The 17,795-nt window shown below is 54.0% G+C and carries 13 protein-coding genes; 9 read left to right on the forward strand and 4 right to left on the reverse strand.

The annotated features are described in order from the left end of the window. Window positions 1-272: 272 nt before the first annotated feature. Window positions 273-1,739 carry an extracellular solute-binding protein gene (locus MKZ15_RS03845; protein WP_155607208.1) on the forward strand — a complete coding sequence of 489 codons (1,467 nt, stop codon included), beginning with the start codon at window positions 273-275 and terminating at the stop codon, window positions 1,737-1,739. 522 nt (window positions 1,740-2,261) lie between these two features. On the opposite strand, the gene MKZ15_RS03850 is transcribed toward MKZ15_RS03845, so the two are convergent. After that, window positions 2,262-3,233, reverse strand: a complete 972-nt coding sequence (locus MKZ15_RS03850) for a bile acid:sodium symporter family protein (RefSeq protein ID WP_339819958.1) — start codon at window positions 3,231-3,233, stop codon at window positions 2,262-2,264. Between the two features lie 171 nt (window positions 3,234-3,404). Here MKZ15_RS03850 and MKZ15_RS03855 point away from each other — a divergent pair, with 171 nt between their 5' ends. Together MKZ15_RS03855 and MKZ15_RS03860 are read left to right on the forward strand one after the other, a co-directional pair. After that, window positions 3,405-4,415, forward strand: coding sequence for a hypothetical protein (locus tag MKZ15_RS03855; RefSeq protein ID WP_339819960.1), 1,011 nt, complete (start codon window positions 3,405-3,407; stop codon window positions 4,413-4,415). Window positions 4,416-4,489: 74 nt separating this feature from the next. Next, a complete protein-coding gene (locus MKZ15_RS03860; protein WP_339819963.1) occupies window positions 4,490-5,026 on the forward strand; it encodes a hypothetical protein in 537 nt (178 codons plus the stop codon). Window positions 5,027-5,161: 135 nt separating this feature from the next. On the opposite strand, the gene MKZ15_RS03865 is transcribed toward MKZ15_RS03860, so the two are convergent. Together MKZ15_RS03865 and MKZ15_RS03870 are read right to left on the reverse strand one after the other, a co-directional pair. After that, complete coding sequence (locus MKZ15_RS03865) at window positions 5,162-6,478, reverse strand: glutamate-1-semialdehyde 2,1-aminomutase (RefSeq protein ID WP_339819966.1); 1,317 nt, start codon at window positions 6,476-6,478, stop codon at window positions 5,162-5,164. Between the two features lie 295 nt (window positions 6,479-6,773). Next, window positions 6,774-7,886 carry an LCP family protein gene (locus MKZ15_RS03870; protein WP_339819968.1) on the reverse strand — a complete coding sequence of 371 codons (1,113 nt, stop codon included), beginning with the start codon at window positions 7,884-7,886 and terminating at the stop codon, window positions 6,774-6,776. 130 nt (window positions 7,887-8,016) lie between these two features. On the opposite strand from MKZ15_RS03870, the gene bcp reads away from it, so the two are divergent. The 6 genes from bcp (at window position 8,017) to guaA (ending at window position 16,372) form a co-directional block, all read left to right on the forward strand. After that, on the forward strand, window positions 8,017-8,505 hold the full coding sequence (gene bcp / locus MKZ15_RS03875; protein ID WP_213623552.1) for a thioredoxin-dependent thiol peroxidase: 489 nt from the start codon (window positions 8,017-8,019) through the stop codon (window positions 8,503-8,505). Between the two features lie 180 nt (window positions 8,506-8,685). Further along, complete coding sequence (locus MKZ15_RS03880) at window positions 8,686-10,050, forward strand: polysaccharide deacetylase family protein (protein ID WP_339819970.1); 1,365 nt, start codon at window positions 8,686-8,688, stop codon at window positions 10,048-10,050. A gap of 119 nt (window positions 10,051-10,169) precedes the next feature. Then, on the forward strand, window positions 10,170-11,138 hold the full coding sequence (locus MKZ15_RS03885) for a MoxR family ATPase (RefSeq protein ID WP_339819972.1): 969 nt from the start codon (window positions 10,170-10,172) through the stop codon (window positions 11,136-11,138). Further along, window positions 11,135-12,367: a DUF58 domain-containing protein gene (locus tag MKZ15_RS03890; protein WP_339819974.1), complete on the forward strand. Its 1,233-nt coding sequence runs from the start codon at window positions 11,135-11,137 to the stop codon at window positions 12,365-12,367. Before MKZ15_RS03885 ends, MKZ15_RS03890 begins: the two co-directional genes overlap by 4 nt. After that, the gene (locus MKZ15_RS03895; protein ID WP_339819975.1) at window positions 12,354-14,756 is read left to right on the forward strand and encodes a transglutaminase domain-containing protein; all 2,403 of its coding nucleotides are present in this window, start codon (window positions 12,354-12,356) and stop codon (window positions 14,754-14,756) included. Before MKZ15_RS03890 ends, MKZ15_RS03895 begins: the two co-directional genes overlap by 14 nt. A gap of 77 nt (window positions 14,757-14,833) precedes the next feature. Further along, entirely contained in the window at window positions 14,834-16,372 is a 1,539-nt protein-coding gene (gene guaA / locus MKZ15_RS03900; protein WP_213623547.1) for a glutamine-hydrolyzing GMP synthase, read from the forward strand. 72 nt (window positions 16,373-16,444) lie between these two features. Here the strand turns inward: guaA and MKZ15_RS03905 are convergent, their stop codons facing one another. Next, on the reverse strand, window positions 16,445-17,695 hold the full coding sequence (locus tag MKZ15_RS03905) for a hypothetical protein (RefSeq protein ID WP_339819977.1): 1,251 nt from the start codon (window positions 17,693-17,695) through the stop codon (window positions 16,445-16,447). Between the last annotated feature and the right edge of the window lie 100 nt (window positions 17,696-17,795).

Here is a 17,795-nt window from a genome sequence, read left to right on the forward strand (position 1 = left end):
TTCCATGACGAGGCAGATCATGAGGCAGATTCGACGTCGAATCTTGAATTCAGCCGGGCCTTCTGTTGCTCACGTAGGTCTGCCTACGCTCCGCTACTCAGGCCCTAGCTTCATCCAACCTTCTCGGTCCTGAAAACCTGACTTTTTGAACCTTCATTGTAACGATCGTAGGCCTGCACATGAAAGTCATAAGATCACACATCGATTGCGAAATCGTTCTCTTTTATGATGAACATGCAAGATAACCTAACTTTTAGAAAAGGGGAGTTTCAATGCGCAAGTTTTCAGCGGTGTTGATGTGCCTGATGCTGTTCGGCTCGTTGCTAGCGGCCTGCGGTGGAGGAAACAACAAGGAAGCCCAAAATAACGGCGGGAATGGCGGCGGGAATGTGGCGGCCACGGGCAACAACGGGGGAGGCAATGCCGAACCGGCTGCGGGAGAAGCCGATGACATCACGCAGCGCAAAGTTACGATCAAAATCCACTATCCGCTGCCGGACGAAACGACGCTCCGCCAGCAGGAGGACGATAAAATCGCTCGCTTTCAGGCCAAGTACCCGAACGTGACGATCGTGAAGGACGACTGGCAGTATAGCGTCAACGAAATCGGCGTGAAGATGGCGTCCAACGAAGCGCCAACCTTCTACAATACTTGGGCAACGGAAGCCCAGTTCCTGGTCGAACGCGGCTGGGTTGCCGACATCACGGAGCTGTGGAACAACTGGGAGTACAAGGACGAAATTAACCCGGTGCTGCAAAACCAATTTATCGTTGACGGCAAGGTGTACGGGATCACCCAAAACGGTTACGTCACTTCGACCGTAGTCAACAAGAAGCTGCTGGACGATAAAGGGATCGCTGCTCCAGCGTTCGACTGGACTTGGGATGACATGTACAACGTAGCCAAAGGCGTCGCCGATCCGAAGAAGGGCATTTCGGGGATCGCTCCGATGGGCAAAGGCAATGAAGCGGGCTGGAACTGGACCAACTTCCTGTTTGAAGCCGGCGGCGACATCGAAACGAATGAGAACGGCAAAGTGACCGCCGTCTTTAACTCCGAGGCCGGGGTGAAGGCGCTGGATTTCTACAAGAAGCTGAGATGGGAAGCCAACGCGATCCCGCAAGACTGGGCGCTGGGCTGGGGCGATGCCGTCAGCTCCTTCCAACAAGGCCGGACCGCGATGGTGATCGCCGGGGCGTTTGACGTCATTCAAGCGGCGCTGAACGAAGGCGGCATGAAGCCGGAGGACGTCATTGCTTACCCGATGCCTGCTGCAGAGAAGGGCGGCAAACATTATGGCGTTCTGGGCGGCAATTACCTCGTCATCAATCCAAATGCCACGAAGGACGAACAGGAAATGGCGTTCCGCTATATCACGTTTGACTACTTCACCGATGACGCTTTGAAATCGGTCGAAGACACGATCAATGCCCGTAAGGCTGAAGGCAAATACTACGTGCCGACGCCGCTGGAATATTTCAGCGAAGATTCCGACTACGCCGGCAAAGTGAAAGCCATTTACGACAAGTACGACAACGTGTACAAATACGATCCACAGTTGTTCAGCCTGCTGGAAGGTAAGCCGGAAGCGCAGTTCGGCACGCAGGACTACTACGCGACGATGTCGAACGTCGTGCAGGAATCGTTCTCGAAGAAGGGCACCGATTCCAAGAAACAGCTGGATGTCGCAGCAAAATACGTACAGGAGAATTTCTTCGATAAAATTCAACCGCAATAAGCGTAAATTGCTAAAGAGCCTCCCCTGCGGTCCGATTTGGACGGGGGAGGCTCTTTTTGCGTTGGATGCGTCAGGTGGCGAGTGGTGAAGGTCGGGTAGCTACGGCAGTGTGGGGAACTGTGTGCTAGTATGGTGCCAATGTGTTGGGCCGGTTTGGTGCTAGTGTGACGGGGGCCGGTGACTTGTGAGAGTACCGCTAACGGAACTCAGAGACCTTATTTGGGAGTAATCGGTCCTTTCTGGAATCTAACGGAACGGAGAGACGTTATTTCCCCATTTGGGCGTGGTTCAACTCTAGTTTAGGCCCAATAGCGTCAACTGGTTCCGTTAGGCTGGGAAATGGCCGGGAAATGATCGAATAAGGTCAACTGTTTCCGTTAGAGGGGGAGAGGGGAAGCCGGAGAGAGTGGAGATGGCGGAGTGGCAGAGAGGCGGAAAAGGAGGAAAAGGGCGGAGAAAGCAGGGAAGGCCGTGAGTGTGGCTGCTGAGACGAGTGAACGGATGCTTCCGAGTTTCGATGGATCACGCCGCCGCCGCCGTTTTGTCCTTCTGCTGGCGCGCACGGGCTTGCCGGCCCAGCACCAGGCCCACGAGCGAGGCCATCATCTGCTGGAACACCATGCCCAGTACGACCGGGACGGCCACCGGGGCGGGGAAGTAGGTGACGGCTAGCACAGCGCCGGCGCTGATGTTGCGCATGCCGCCGTTAAAGACGAGTGCCACCTTGTCGGGCTCGTTTAGGCCAATCAAACGGGACAAGCCGAAGCCAAGCAAGTAACCGATCGCCGCGAGTAGGACGATGATGGCGGCAAGACCCAGCAGCCGTGGGCCGAAGTCGGTTAGGTACGGAGCGACGACCGCACCGTTGATCGCCACGACCGAAGCCATGGCGAGCTTCGAGAACGGATTCAGCCAAGGCCCCCAGGAAACGATGACCTTGCCTTTGCTCCACTGGTTCAGCAGCATGCCAACCAGCGACGGGACGACGATCATCCAGAATAGGCTGGTCATCATCGCAGCGGCGTCGAGCTGCACGCTCGCGCCGACCAGCAGCGACAGGATGCCGGGCACGACAAACGGGGCTAGCAACGTATCAATCAGGATGATCGACAGGGTCAAGGCGATGTTGCCCTTGTAGATGCTGACCCATACAAAACTGCTGACGCCAGTTGGAATTGCTGCTGCAAGAATGAAACCGGTAATCGTATAGAAATCCCCGGGAAAAGCCACATGCCCCATCCCCATGGCGATCAGCGGCATGGCGAGATGGAGAATGAACAGGCAGAGCACCAGGGGAAGAGGTTTTTTCAGCACGTTCAGGAAATCCTTGAAGCTGAGGCTGATGCTCCCGGCAAAGGTCATGAAGGCAAACAGCCACGGAGACCAAGAGGTATATGCGGCCAAATGGCTCCCGCTAAGGACGCCGATCAAGATGCTGGCAGGCGTGATCAAAGGCATCAATTTGTTCAGTTGTCGGTTCAACGTTTGCAGCATGGTCACGACATCCTTTGGTAGTTTCTTGTAAGATCTACGCGAGATCAAAATGGTATAAATAAGAAAAAATATAAATATTTACACAACGGACCTATCATGGTAAATTTAGGTAGTCGACAACAAAATAAGTTTGGCCAAATTTACAAGAATAAATAGAGAGGTTGAGATGCTATGTTTAAAAGAACATTATTATGCGCCTTGACTATAGTAATTACTTTGTTCATTTCTGGGCAAGGATTTGCAGCGAGTGAGCAAGATGTTAGTCAGGGTCACGATTCTATTAGCCCACAGACTAAAATGGAAATTATCAAGACAATGGAGGAGTTAACAAAGTTAAGCTTAGAAAAGCTAAATACTCAGAATTCTACGAAGCTTAGTTTGAACGCTGAAGGCACCCTGAGGGATAAACTTTCTTCCTTAGGTGTCAGAGAGCTTACTCCAATTGAAGTGCAAGAAAAGTTATCTGAAAATTTAGTTACACCTAACGTTTCAGTTCCTCCTACTAATAGTAATGTCAGATGGTATGAACTTAGATATACACATACCCGGAGTGGAAAGACGTATGATATCCAAGAACTGTATGCTCAGGCTGTTGGGTATAACACTAATCTTTATAGTTCTAACAACACATTGTATTTGATTAATGGTACAAAAACACAGGTCAATGTTGGTCAGGCACTAATTAATGTTTATGCGAATAAATTAATTGGAGTTATTGCAGCATTGAATCCAATCACAAATATTTTACCATATGAATTATTTGTAAAAATACCAGACGGAAGTTCCACTATTTCAATGAATTCTGATTTCATTTCTTACAGATTACTTTCAACTGCTTGTTTTTCATACGTAAAAGATTCTGGAAAAAGTGACGATTATTTAACTATGACGTATGCTTCAAATACGTTCACTATTTCTTCCTCTCATACTGTTGCTGGTATTGCTGATGAAGGGAAACCAACGGCTACGCCTCTTGTTTCATCGGGTAGATCCTTGAGCTATTCTGCATATGCTACAGATTATGCAAGTAGTTCAAAGGCAGTTGATAATTTTTTGAGTCTAAGCAGATCAACATCTTACGCGCAAGCTACTGTTTGGAAAGTTAAGGACACACAAAACAAAGAACACACAGCGACTGCTAGTGTATTTACGCCCTCTATGCCAAGTCAAATAACCCAATAATAAGTAAAAAAATGAACATAAAGCTCCACTTGGAGCTTTATGTTCATTTTAAGCTATGAAAGTAGGGGTGTATTATGAGGAAGAGAAGTACACTTTTTTTGATTGTTATTACACTAATTTTGGTATCAACTGTGGCTTTCATTTCCTTATATCCAATTAATAAAGAAATTTCAAACACGATAGAAGGTATACAATATCAGTTACAGGGGGATGAGGTTATTCCTGTAACTATTAATATAAATGGTAAACTTCAATATTCATTGTTAGGTAATAAACGTTTTAAAGGGGTAATTAGTGTTAAGCTTGATGGACAACTTGACTCAAAAAATAACCGGGAGTTAAATATGATTTTTCAAAATAGTGGCAAGGCTCTCATGTCATTTTTCATGGATTACGCTGATCTATCGGAAAAAGAGAAATGGAATACACAGTTTGGACGGGTGTTTTTTTCTAAAGATTTTAAATTAGCTACTTTCGAAGTTATTGGTTTAAACGATAGAGTACTGATAGCCGGCCCAGCAAAGAATAAAATGGAAGGCCTTCAAATATCGCAAGAGTTAATGTATACCTATCTAAATAAATATCACCTGAATGACTATTTCAAAAAATAGATAAACAAAACTTCTAAAATCAAAGAGCCGCAAATTCGGTAATTTTCAATAAAGTTTCGAATCCAGAAATAAAAAAACCTTCAAAAATAATACAATTTGAAGGTTTTTTTGTGATTAAAGCATTGGGGAAGCTTGTCAATTATTCTCGGCAATTTCCTTGAACGAAGCCTCGGCGGCTTCCAACGTGAAGTCGATGTCGGCATCCGTGTGCGCCGTCGTCAGGAACCAGGCTTCGTATTTCGACGGAGCGAGGTTGACGCCGTGACGGAGCATGGCGCGGAAGAAGGCGGCGAACGCTTCGCCGTCCGTGTCTTGCGCCTCGTCGTAATTCGTGACCGGGTGGTCGCAGAAGTGCGTCGAGAACGAGCCGCGGATGCGGTTGATCGTCAGCGGCACTCCGTGGCGGCGGGCCGACTCGGCCAGGCCGTCGGTCAGCTTCACGGCGAGACGGTCCATCTCGTCGTAGACCCCGGCGCCCTGCAGCACCTCGAGGCAGGCGATGCCGGCAGAGATGGAAGCAGGGTTGCCCGCCATCGTCCCGGCCTGATAGGCCGGGCCCAGCGGCGCCACCTGCTCCATGATCTCTTTGCTGCCGCCGTACGCGCCAATCGGCAGCCCGCCGCCGATGATTTTGCCGAGGGCGGTCAGGTCCGGCCGGATCGCTTCGTGATTTGAGAGGCCGGCGTAGGTTTGCGCCGAGCCGTAGTGGAAGCGGAAGGCCGTAATGACCTCGTCGTAGATGACGAGGGCGCCGTACTGCCGTGCGAGCCGGCAGAGCTCTTCCAAGAACCCGGGCTTCGGCATCACCATGCCGAAGTTCCCAACGATGGGCTCGACCATGACCGCGGCGACGTCGTCGCCCCACTTGTCGAGCGCCTCTTTCAGCGCCGTAGCATCGTTAAACGGCACGGTAATCACCTCGTGTGCGATGCTGGTCGGTATGCCGGCGCTGTCGGGGATGCCCAACGTGGACGGGCCGGAGCCGGCGGCCACGAGCACGAGATCGGAATGGCCGTGGTAGCACCCGGCAAATTTGATGATCTTGTTGCGTTTCGTATACGCGCGCGCAACGCGGATCGTGGTCATGACCGCTTCCGTGCCGGAGTTGACGAAGCGCACCTTGTCCATCGAAGGGATCGCTTCCTTCAGCATGACGGCCAAGCGGATCTCCAGTTCCGTTGGCGTGCCGTATAACGTACCGTTCGCCGCCGCCTCTTGGATGGCCTTCGTGATATGCGGATGGGCATGTCCGGTAATGATCGGCCCGTAAGCCGCCAAATAATCGACGTATTTATTATCGTCTACGTCCCAGAAATACGCGCCCTCGGCTTTTTTCATAAAAACAGGCGCCCCGCCGCCAACCGCCTTGAAAGAGCGGGAGGGGCTGTTGACGCCACCTACGATATGCTGCAATGCTTCTTCGTACAATCGTTCGGATTGCGATCGGTTCATATTTCTATACTTCCTTTCTGGTTGAAGAACTGGAGAGAACTAGTTTGACAGATGCACCGGTGATCCAACTGCAAAAGTACATTTGATTTACCTGAAAACCGGCGTTTTCGTGCGATCAGCTGCAATAGTGCATCTCAATTAGCGGGATAGGTCCCCAAAAGTGACTTTTAAGAGGAAATGAACTGCACTTTTACATCCGGCGAGCCCATAAGAGCGGTTTTCACCAAAATGAACTGCACTTTTACATCTCGTTGCAATTGGTGGTGCGATTAGCGCGCCTTTAGAGGCGCCAGCCTCAAGGGCTGGCCGCCTCCAGATTCGCGTCGCTCCCGGCGTTCGCTCCCGTCCGGCTAGAGCCGCTTCCACCATCACCGGCATCGCCGCTGCTGTCGTTGCTCCCCGTTCCGCCGGGCTCGCTGCCGCTTTCGGCCCCGTCGCCGGTGCCCGTTTCTTCGCTCTTATTAAATACGTCCTGCACGTATTGCTTCAATTCATCTTCGCTTCGGACGCCCAGCACGGACGAACCGCCAACGCTTTTCTCGACCAGCAGGTCCATCGGCGGAATTTGCTCGCTGGCGGACATCTGCGCGTCATACCCGACGGTGGCCAGCTTCCACATATCTTGAACCGACAGATTCGTGTCGATGTAAGGATTGATTTTCTCTAAAATCGAAGGTAATTTCATGATCGAGGTCGTCGATTTCAGCTTATCCGCTACGGCCTTCAGGAAATTGCGCTGCCGCTCGGTCCGGGTGTAATCGGAGAGGGCGTCGTGCCGGAAGCGGACGTATTGCAGCGCGGTTTTGCCGTCGAGGTGCTGCTGTCCTTTTTTCAAATCGATGTCGTATTCATGGTTATCCGCTTTGCTGGTGTAGTGCATATCTTTTTCCACGTAAAAATCCACCCCGCCGACCGCATCCACCAGCTCGATGAATCCTTGGAAGTCGGTATACACATAATATTGAATCGGGATGCCCAGCAGGTCGGAGACCGCCTGCATGGCCGTATTCGGACCATGGGTGATCGCCGTATTGATCCGATCCGAGCCGTGCTCCGGAATTTCCGTATACGTGTCGCGCAGAATCGAGAAGAGGTAACCCTTCTTGCTCACCGGGTCTAGGGATGCGACCAGCATCGTATCGGAGCGGGGGATTTCCCCCCTCTTCAAACCGCGCGCATCCACGCCCATCAACAGGATGTTCACGCGTTCTGTGCCTTCCCATTTCGGCGGTTCCGGCACTTTCGTCTCGGTTGGCTGCACGTTATAGAAAGGAGACTGCTCTCCTTCTTTTTGAAAATTGTCCACTTGGTTGTAGATGGCGGTAAAATAGTAAGCCGCAAAGGCGGCCAGGACGACGACCACTCCGATCACCGACCAGAGAATCGCCCGTTTTGTGCGTTTCGTCATTGGGTTCGTTCCTTTCAGATCGTACGATAAATTCGGTTTCTATTATAGATATACTACATATCTTTACATTATAATTTTTTTTGTAAATACAATCAATTTCAGGGTTGGAGAGGCCCGAGGAGGAGTTCACATGTCGGAACAACCGCAGGAAGTGCAAATCGGCAAGCCCGTTCCGGACTTTCGGTTACCCGCAGACAGCGGGGAGGAAATTTCGCTATCGCAATTTCGCGGCCGCAAGGTCGTTCTTTATTTTTATCCCAAAGATTCAACCCCGGCTTGCACCCAGGAGGCTTGCGATTTTCGCGACCTCGCCCAGGCGTACGGGGAGTATGGAGCCGTGGTGCTTGGAATCAGCGGGGATACGGTAAAATCCCACGGAAGGTTCGTCCAGAAGCAGGGGCTAAATTTTCCGCTTCTATCGGACGAGTCCCATGAAGTGTGTGGGTTATTTGGCGTGTGGCAGCTAAAAAAAATGTACGGTCGCGAATTCGAGGGCATCGTTCGTTCCACGTTCCTCATCGACGAGGAGGGCAAGCTTCTCCGCGAATGGCGCGGTGTCAGAGTGAAAGGGCACGCCGAGCAAGTATTAGAGGCGCTTCGGGAGACGAATAAGATGTAAGTCGGGGGCTAGGGTTATGCGCCAGGTCACCCCTTTTGTCTAAGCGACAAGGGGTGATTTTTTTATGCCTTTGGCAGCGAATCCGGAAGTCTATTTGCGTTTCTACCTTCATACAATCTACCAGATAGGCCATGGATTCATAGAAAAGAATTTGATCCTAGCTGCGGAGGTAGAAGGTCGATGAAACAAAGAAGAATTTCCGGACTTATGCTGGTTCGTATGATGCTGCTTACACTGGTGCTGATCGCTGCGATTGGCGCCCCGCTGGGCTTTCAGCCGCAAGGCTTGCCCGAGGTGAAAGCCCATGCCATGAAGGAACAAGCCGCGGTGGGATCCGCGACCCATAAAGTGAATCTCGCTACACCCCAGAAGGTGCAAACTGTAAATCATTCAGCCGTTGGCACGGCCGCGATACCGGCGGCTTTGGCGTCGGCTAAACCGAAGAAGAAAATCGAGACGTCTCAGGAAGCAAAGAAGAAAACGCAAGGCAAGACCGTGTACCTAACCTTTGATGATGGGCCAAGCCCGCATACGGATCAGGTGCTTGAGATTTTGCGGCAGGAGAAGGTCACCGGCACCTTCTTCGTGCTTGGTCAGCAGGCCAAACGCTACCCTGAGGTGATCCGGCGTATCGTCGACGCCGGTCACGCGTTGGGAAATCACACGTATAATCACGACTATGATGCGCTGTACGACAGCTTTGGCCATTTCTGGAAGCAGGTCAAGGCAACGGAGGAGGTGCTGCGGGAGATCACGGGAACCCGTACGCCGCTGGTACGTGCGCCGGGCGGGACGTACGGGCATTTTGACAAAACGTACTTTAGCTTGTTGGAACAAGGCGGGTATAAGGTTTTCGACTGGAATGTGGACAGCGGTGATTCTAAACGCAAAGGCGTTCCGGCGGACGAAATCGTAAGCAACGTAAAGAATGATAAGCCCCAGGACCAGGTGATCGTATTGATGCATGATGGAGGGGGACATGAAGAAACCGTCAAGGCATTGCCGGAAATTATCCATTACTATAAAAAACTAGGTTATGAGTTTTCAACATTGTCCGCGGAGCAGAAGCCCGTTCAATTCACGCTGGATCGGGGGATTGGCAAGAAAAACCGCCCTGCACCTTCAGCCGAATGGGTAGCGTCCAATGTGGCTCCCAATGCGGCTTTGTTTGAACCGGAGCTGCCGTTGACGGTGGAAGCGGGCAGTGTGCAAATGCGCCTGGATGCCGGGGAATATGAAATGCTAGACGGCCAGTATCTGGCACCTGTTCGCACGGTGATGGAGCGCCTCGGCGCCGAAGTCTATTGGAGCGAGGCGACGCAAAGTGCCTTTATCGAATGGGGGGAGGCCTCCGTCATCGCCGATACGCGTCGCGGGGTGCTGACCGCCGAACGCAAGGATGGATCGGTCGTCGAATGGGAAGTGAGGTTTGACCGCAAAGCGCAGGCGTTATGGATTCCGTTGCGTCCGCTGCTGGAAGCATTGAACCATCCGATCGTCGAGGCGGTTTCGACCGCAACCGAACGACGGGTTTCGGCACTCTAGCAAGAGCTGGTCGCGAGCTGGACGTATCCTTTCTCTCTTCCATGTCTATTTTCGCTAGTTTCTGGGGAAACTGGTTGATAGATTACGGCCATGGTTTAGAAATGGAGGGGGAAGTCACGATGAATCACGATCAAGCGCAGGCGCTGTTGGAGCAGCTTGTTCACAAAGTGGATCGGGTGATTGTAGGGAAAAAGAAGGAGATCGAGCTCGCGGTGGTGGCGATGCTGAGCGGCGGTCATATTCTGCTAGAGGATGTACCCGGAGTGGGCAAAACGATGTTGGTTCGCACGTTGGCGGCCTGCATTGGCGGTTCGTTTGGCCGCATCCAATTTACGTCGGACCTGTTGCCTTCCGATGTGACCGGCGTAACGGTATACCATGCGCAAAGCGGTCAGTTCGAGTTTCGACCCGGACCGGTGTTTGCGAACGTCGTGCTGGCCGATGAGATCAACCGGGCGGCGCCGCGAACGCAATCCGCGTTATTGGAAGCGATGGAAGAACGGAAAGTGACGATTGACGGAGTTACGCGGGCATTGCCGAAGCCGTTTCTGTTGCTGGCTACGCAAAATCCGCTCGAATACGAGGGGACCTATCGCCTGCCGGAGGCACAGTTGGACCGTTTCCTCATGCGGCTTACGCTGGGGTATCCCCAGCCGGAACAGGAGGTAGATATGCTCAGCCGGATGCAGGATCCGCCAAATCCCGCTGAGTTGAAGCCGGTATTGCTTCCAGAGGAAATGGCCGTGATGCAGCGTCTGGTGCGGGGCGTCCTGGTAGACGATGTCATCAAGCGCTATATGGTTGGAGCCGCGGACGTTTCACGGCGTCATCCGCAAATTGCGCTGGGCTTAAGTCCGCGCGCGACGCTCGCCTGGATGGGCGCTGCACAGGCGATGGCGTACTTCAAGGGGCGGACGTTCGTCACGCCGGACGATGTGAAGGCCGTTGCACCCGCCGTGCTAACGCACCGGATCGTGCTCCGGACCGAAGCCAAACTCACCGGCATCGATGGAGAGCAGGCGCTGGCGAGTGTGCTCTCTAAGGTCAATGTGCCGATTTTCGCGCGGGCATCGGGGAGTTCGTCATGAAGAACGCGGGATGGGTATGGCCGGTAGCGATCGTGTTCTTGGGAACTTTAGGGGGCTGGTATGCATGGCGAGGCGGGGCATCAGCCTTGTTCTTATTGGTGTTGGCTGGCTTTGTCATGTTGCAAGGCGCGCTGGTGCAAGCGCTAGGCCCAAAGCGCTTTAAGGTCGAGCGTGCCTGGCAGCCGGAGTTCCCGGTTGCCGGTGAACCGGTCACTATCACGTTGAAGGTTCGCTGCGAAGGAGGGCTACCGCCCATCTGGTTGCAGGTTGAGGATGAGCTGGCTGGGGCCGCTGCTGGACAAGGAACGAACCGCCCGGGGGTCCGGGGCGGTAGTTTGTTCTTCGCCGGATTCCGTCGGGATTATCGGGCTATGTATACGATTCAAGGCTTGCCTCGGGGGGTCTACAAGGATATGCCCATACGGTTGAGTTGGGGCGATTCCTTCGGTTGGTTTAAACGCAGCCGTGGCACCGCTGCAGCCGAGGTGATGGTTATTCATCCCGCGCCCCTGGCGGCGGATCCGCCGGAAGCAGAGGAGCGTGGCGAGCAAGAGGGCGGCGGGGTTTGGCAGCCCCAACTGGTTATGTCTTCCCCGGCTCCTGGCCGTTTGAGGCCTTATGCACCGGGAGATCCGCTGCGCCGAATTCATTGGAAATACTCCGCGAAAAAGGGAGAGTTGCTCTCCCGCATCCCTGAGGAACAAGGCGTGATGCCGAGGTATTTGCTGTTGAGCGCGCAGCAAGGGGAATACGCGAACCCCGCGGGCTTTGAGCTGGCGATCTCAGCTGCCGCAACTTGGCTGCGTCGTGAGGCCGGCGATTCGGGCGCTAGTGAGCTCAGGTTCAGCCACGGAGCGATGGCCGGCCCCTGCCGGGTCACCGGTCGCGAGGGCATGATGAGCGGCCTGGAACAGCTCGCCGGTCTTCGACGGGGGGACGGCCTATCTGCAGGAGAACTGCTCCGCAGGGATTGGTCCGAGGTGCTATCCCAAGGGCAAAGCCTCACGGTTATCACGGGTAGGCTTACGACTGAATTGGCCGGAGACTTGCTGCATTTGGCTGAGCTTGGGGTGACCGCGGAGGTTTGGTGTGCCGGCGGTCTCGGCGGATCGGGTCAACCGATCCCACTGGCGGGTCGGCTACGGGAGCGGGGCGTCATGGTAGTGGATCTTACGCTGTATCGAACGAAGTCCCGGCAGAAGGAGGCGAGCGAGCATGTCAGCGCCTAAACACGTAGTGCTCACGGCCGGAGGGACCTTAGCGGCGGCGATTCCTTCTCGGCGAGGGAGCCATCCTGCGCCTTCGACCATCCTGCGGATCCTGATCACGCTGCTGCTTTTCGGATTGTTCGGGGAATGGTTGTATCCCTTGCACGCGATGATGCCGGATAGGCAAACGGAGCTCATTCCGCTGTTCTTTATTCTCACCGGGGCATTGCTGCTGTTCGGTTGCCTGCGTCTTCCGTCCGGACTATTTGCACCGTTACCGCCGCTGCTGATCGCCGGAGCCATGCTGTATCTCTTCGGACGGGAAGAAGGGGTATCCTGGTTTAGCGGTTACGCGCAAACGATCGCTGCCGATCTGGACGAGTTTTTGAGCACGGGAAGACTTTACGCCATCAGTATGGAGACGCGGGCGCTGCTGTTATTGATCGGCTGGACACTGCTGGTCGTATCCGTACAAATGCTGGCGCTCTCGCGCCAAAGCATTTTGTTATTCTTGTCAGCTACTGTGATTTATTTGTTGGTACTCGAGGCAGCCGTGGGCCTGGAATTGTATTTAGGTGTCATCCGCACGGCGGCGCTGGGTCTGGCGCTGCAAGCGGCGGCGTTCCATCGCGGCGAGTCCGGGGCGAGCCGGGGAATCGGGAGCGTTGCCGGCGGGGGCGTCGTGCTCGTTTGCGTTGCCGGCGCGGCGCTGCTCAGCTCGTTGCTGCCGCTGCAGCCGGTGCGGGCGATCACTTGGGAGCAGGTCGCCCGCAGCTTGTCGGACTGGAGCGGTGCCGAGCTGACCGGACAGCCGGGCGGTGCCGCGGCGGTCAGCGTATCCGGCTACGGCCGAGACGACTCCAAGCTGGGCGCGCCGCTGCGCCTGCGCCATGACCCGTATTTTACGGCGTTGTCGCCGTACAATACGTACTGGCGCGGCGAAAGCAAAAGCGTGTACACCGGCCGGGGCTGGATTCAACCGGCCGGAGAAGGCTCGCCCACGATCGCCGGGACGGAGCGCTCCGGCGACCTCGCGGGCGATATGGCCTTGGGCGCTGCCGCCGCTGCCGTCGCCGGCGTCGACACCGGCCGGGAGCTGATCCGCCAAACGGTGACGTTTGAAGCGCCGTTGACAGGGCGGGTGGCCCTGCTGTCGGGCGGGCTTCCGGTCCAGGCGGAACGGATCATCGCCGGAGACCAGAGTCAGTCGGTGCAGTTGGAGCCCCGGTTTGACGCCTGGGCGGATGCCTTCATCGTCGATTATGCCGCCTCGGCGGAGCAGATTTACGGCTATGAGCTGACCTCTTCGGTGCCGACAGCGTCCACAGACGAGCTGCGCCAAGAGGAGGGGCCGGACCCGCTGGAGGTCCGGGACCGCTTTCTGCAATTGCCGGAGGCTCTGCCGGAGCGGGTACGGAAGCTTGGCGAACAGCTTGTCGCCGGAGAAAGCAACCGCTATGATGCGGCAGCCGCCGTCGAGAGTTACTTGAAGCATCGTTACGCTTATAGCTTGGATTCCCATCAGCCGCCGGAAGGGGCCGATTTCGTTGACCGCTTTTTGTTCGTCGACCGCATCGGCTATTGCGATCACTTCTCGACGGCGATGGTCATCCTGCTTCGCAGCGGCGGGGTCCCGGCCCGTTGGGTCAAGGGCTTCGCTCCGGGCGAACCTGGGTCATCTGCCGCTACAACAGCTGCCGAAGCGGACAGCAGAGTGGCGCCTGCATCCACCGTTGGCGGCACCGATTCCGTTGAACTGCATCGGTATACCGTGACGTATGCTGATGCGCATTCATGGGTGGAGGTGTATTTTCCCGAGACCGGTTGGGTTGCCTTCGATCCGACGCCGGGGTTCGGCGCATCCATGGCTTTAAGCGTCAACACTTTATCGGATCATGGGCTAAGTGGCGCAGATACCGAAGCGACTTTTCCGCTGTTAGCCAAAGCAACCGAGGTGGCCAAGCTCCTGCAGCCGAAACTTACCGATCTAGCCGCAAAACAGTTCGCCGCGATGAATCCGAAGCTGCGCTTGTTCGATTGGACCGTCCTGGCGCTGGGTGCCGGTTTCGTATGGCTGGTGGCGAGGGAAGTGAAGCAACGCAGACACTTGCTCCCGCTTGCCTTTGGACGCCTGCGTCTGCGAAATGCCTTTCCTGGACGCCGTGAACTGTTGGCTTCGGCGGATCGGGTGTGGCGCGAGCTGGCAATCGTCTACGGACCTAAACCTGCGTCTATGACAGCCCGGGAATACCTCCAATCCGCGCTTCTCGCGGATAAATCTCAAGCCGAGTCGACTGAGCAGTTCGTGCGGACCTGGGAGATGATCTACTACGGGGGATTGCGGCCAGAGCGAAAGGAAAGCATGAAGTTCCTGGAACAATGCCGGAATTTGGCCTTTCGTCGCCGCTGAAATTGGCGCCGGGCTTCCTTGACGACCTCTTTTGTCGTTTCGTATAATAGGTGTCATAATTTGAGGGAGGCTCGGTCATGAATAAGCCAAATGAAATGATTGTGGTCCTTGATTTCGGAGGACAATACAATCAGTTAATTGCAAGAAGGATCCGCGACTTAGGCGTGTATAGCGAACTAATGCCGTTTAATACGCCGGTGGAACGCCTGCGGGAAATCGCGCCGAAAGGAATCGTGTTTTCGGGCGGACCATCCAGCGTTTACGCGGAGGATGCCCCGCACATCGACCCGGCCGTGTACGATATCGGCGTGCCGATTTTTGGCATCTGTTACGGCATGCAGTTAATGGCGCACCAGCTTGGAGGCAAGGTGGAACGCGCAGCGAAACGCGAGTACGGCAAGGCAGACGTCGATTTTGCGGAACATTCGGCATTAACCCGCGGGCTCGATGCGAAACAGACGGTTTGGATGAGCCATGGGGATCACGTGACCCAGCTTCCGGACGGCTTCGTGGTTGATGCTTCAACGGAGCATGCACCGATCGCCGGGTTCGCCAACCCGAACCGCAACATGTACGGCGTGCAATTCCATCCGGAGGTTCGTCATTCCGTGCACGGTAACGAGATGATCCGTAACTTCCTTTACGAGATCTGCGGCTGTGAAGGCAACTGGAGCATGGAGACGTTTATCGAGGATGCCATGCGCGATATCCGCGACAAGGTTGGAGACGGCAAGGTACTGTGCGCGTTGAGCGGCGGCGTTGACTCCTCGGTTGTAGCGATGCTGATTCATAAAGCCATCGGCGACCAACTGACCTGCATGTTCATCGACCATGGTCTGCTGCGTAAGGGGGAAGCGGAGAGCGTGATGGAGACCTTCGTTGGCAAGTTCGACATGAAGGTCGTCAAGATCGATGCGCGCGAACGTTTCCTTACGAAGCTGGCCGGCGTTGACGATCCGGAACGGAAGCGGAAAATCATCGGCAACGAATTCATTTACGTCTTTGACGAAGAGTCGGCTAAATTCGATGACTTCAAATTTCTGGCTCAAGGGACGTTGTATACGGACATTGTCGAGAGCGGAACCGCGACGGCCCAAACGATCAAATCGCACCACAATGTGGGCGGGCTGCCGGAGGACATGAAATTCAAGCTGATCGAGCCGTTGAATACGCTGTTCAAAGACGAAGTGCGCAAGGTCGGCGAAGAGTTGGGATTGCCTCGGGAAATCGTATGGAGACAACCGTTCCCGGGACCGGGACTCGCCATTCGCGTTTTGGGCGAAGTGACCGAAGAGAAATTGAAGATCGTTCGGGATTCCGATTACATCCTGCGCGATGAGATCGCCAAAGCCGGACTGGATCGTGAGATCTGGCAGTACTTTACGGCGCTGCCGAACATGCGCAGCGTAGGAGTTATGGGCGATGCCCGTACCTACTCTTACACGGTAGGCATCCGTGCCGTAACGTCCATCGACGGCATGACCGCCGACTGGGCTCGTATCCCTTGGGACGTGCTGGAGAAGATCTCCGTGCGTATCGTTAACGAGGTTGAGAACGTGAACCGCGTTGTTTACGACATTACGTCGAAACCGCCGGCGACGATCGAATGGGAATAGGTTGAAAAATAACGAATGCTCTCTTTTATTTGCCTGAACCGGCATCTAAAAGAGAGCATTTTTTTTGTCGGGTTATTTTTGAACAGAGGTCTCGATATTCAGGGTCGTTTTCTTGCTGTCCCAGCTCATTTTGGCCCCCAGCAGCACGGGAAGATCACGTGCCCAGATGTAGGTCGTCCCCGAAAAGGTATAGAAATGCGGCACAGCCTTCCCTTTTAGGGTTGGTGCATTTTTATCATTGTCGTACTTGACCTCAATCCCCAGCAAGTTGCTGACCGATCGCAGCGGAACGTAAGTGGCACCGTCAAAGATCCGTCCCGGTTCGGCGGTTTTTCCGTTTACTTTGATTTGGACGACTGCCGCCTTCGCAAACAATCGCTCATCTGGGATACGGGTGACGTAGACGACTTCCTTTACAATTAACTCAGGTGCCCCCTTCGGGTATACCTGGACCTCGTGCTTGCCTGTCACATTTCCGAAAGTAGCGGTAACCTCCGCTTTTCCTAACGCGACCGCTTGGATATTTCCGTATATGGGTGACGTAATAACCTGCTGATCGGTCGTGTCCCATGAAGTGAATTCCGTGATATAGGACGTGTCTCCATTATTGAAAATAGCCAGCGCGTTTAGCTCCGTGCCGCTGTTCAAGCTTACGTTGAAAGGATCAGAAGTGGGCGGGAGAGTGCCACGAACAATCTCAATTTGTTTAGGAATGCCGACATAAACGTTCGCGGACGTTGACCCAAACGCTTTAATGGAATTTCCTGCGGCATCCTTTAACACCGTTTCTTGAGCAAGAACATGGATCGAAGTATTCTGAGTCGGAGCTTCCTTGTTCACCGTAAGGTAAAATGAAATAATGGCTTCATCCTTCTCGGAGTCGATGTACTTGTTATTTAGGGCGGAGATCGACAAAATCACTTCTTGTCTGCCATCCGCAGGATCTAGATCGACTGGATAGGGAGCTTCAATGAGATAATCTTTAGTCTCGTACGTTTTGGATGGGATAACATAAGTATCGGCTCTCCATATGTATTTTCCGAGAGTCTCATCAAAGCGTATTTTACCCTCGGTATTAAACGCTTTTTCGTCATAGCTTAAGGCAAGCACCGCTGACCTTAGCTTTTGGTTTTCATGCGTGAGATTGGAAAGCTTGACGTTGACCATCACGCTGCTGCCGGGAATCAGGGAGGTCTCTCTCGTTGCAACCTCAATGGACACCTGATTCGAGCCGGCTGCAGAAGCTATGCCGGTTATGCCGACAAGCGACAAAAGCAGGGCGTAAGCCAGCAGAGTTCGCGTCGTCTTTCTTAATAGATTCATAAAACAACCCCCATACCAGAATATAACAGGTATATCGGTTATTTTTGATTACGATGTAAATTTTCACGATTTCTTCAAATGGCGAACAATACAAGCTCGA

The organism is Paenibacillus sp. FSL R7-0216 (genome assembly GCF_037969915.1).
GTDB classification, from domain to species: domain Bacteria; phylum Bacillota; class Bacilli; order Paenibacillales; family Paenibacillaceae; genus Fontibacillus; species Fontibacillus rhizolycopersici.

Coding starts and splice junctions, on each gene's coding strand:
- MKZ15_RS03865 (WP_339819966.1), bottom strand. CDS start 6,478: ATGAACCGATCGCAATCCGAACGATTGTACGAAGAAGCATTGCAGCAT.
- bcp (WP_213623552.1), top strand. CDS start 8,017: ATGTCGGAACAACCGCAGGAAGTGCAAATCGGCAAGCCCGTTCCGGAC.
- MKZ15_RS03860 (WP_339819963.1), top strand. CDS start 4,490: ATGAGGAAGAGAAGTACACTTTTTTTGATTGTTATTACACTAATTTTG.
- MKZ15_RS03855 (WP_339819960.1), top strand. CDS start 3,405: ATGTTTAAAAGAACATTATTATGCGCCTTGACTATAGTAATTACTTTG.
- MKZ15_RS03880 (WP_339819970.1), top strand. CDS start 8,686: ATGAAACAAAGAAGAATTTCCGGACTTATGCTGGTTCGTATGATGCTG.
- MKZ15_RS03895 (WP_339819975.1), top strand. CDS start 12,354: ATGTCAGCGCCTAAACACGTAGTGCTCACGGCCGGAGGGACCTTAGCG.
- MKZ15_RS03850 (WP_339819958.1), bottom strand. CDS start 3,233: ATGCTGCAAACGTTGAACCGACAACTGAACAAATTGATGCCTTTGATC.
- guaA (WP_213623547.1), top strand. CDS start 14,834: ATGAATAAGCCAAATGAAATGATTGTGGTCCTTGATTTCGGAGGACAA.
- MKZ15_RS03885 (WP_339819972.1), top strand. CDS start 10,170: ATGAATCACGATCAAGCGCAGGCGCTGTTGGAGCAGCTTGTTCACAAA.
- MKZ15_RS03845 (WP_155607208.1), top strand. CDS start 273: ATGCGCAAGTTTTCAGCGGTGTTGATGTGCCTGATGCTGTTCGGCTCG.
- MKZ15_RS03890 (WP_339819974.1), top strand. CDS start 11,135: ATGAAGAACGCGGGATGGGTATGGCCGGTAGCGATCGTGTTCTTGGGA.
- MKZ15_RS03870 (WP_339819968.1), bottom strand. CDS start 7,886: ATGACGAAACGCACAAAACGGGCGATTCTCTGGTCGGTGATCGGAGTG.
- MKZ15_RS03905 (WP_339819977.1), bottom strand. CDS start 17,695: ATGAATCTATTAAGAAAGACGACGCGAACTCTGCTGGCTTACGCCCTG.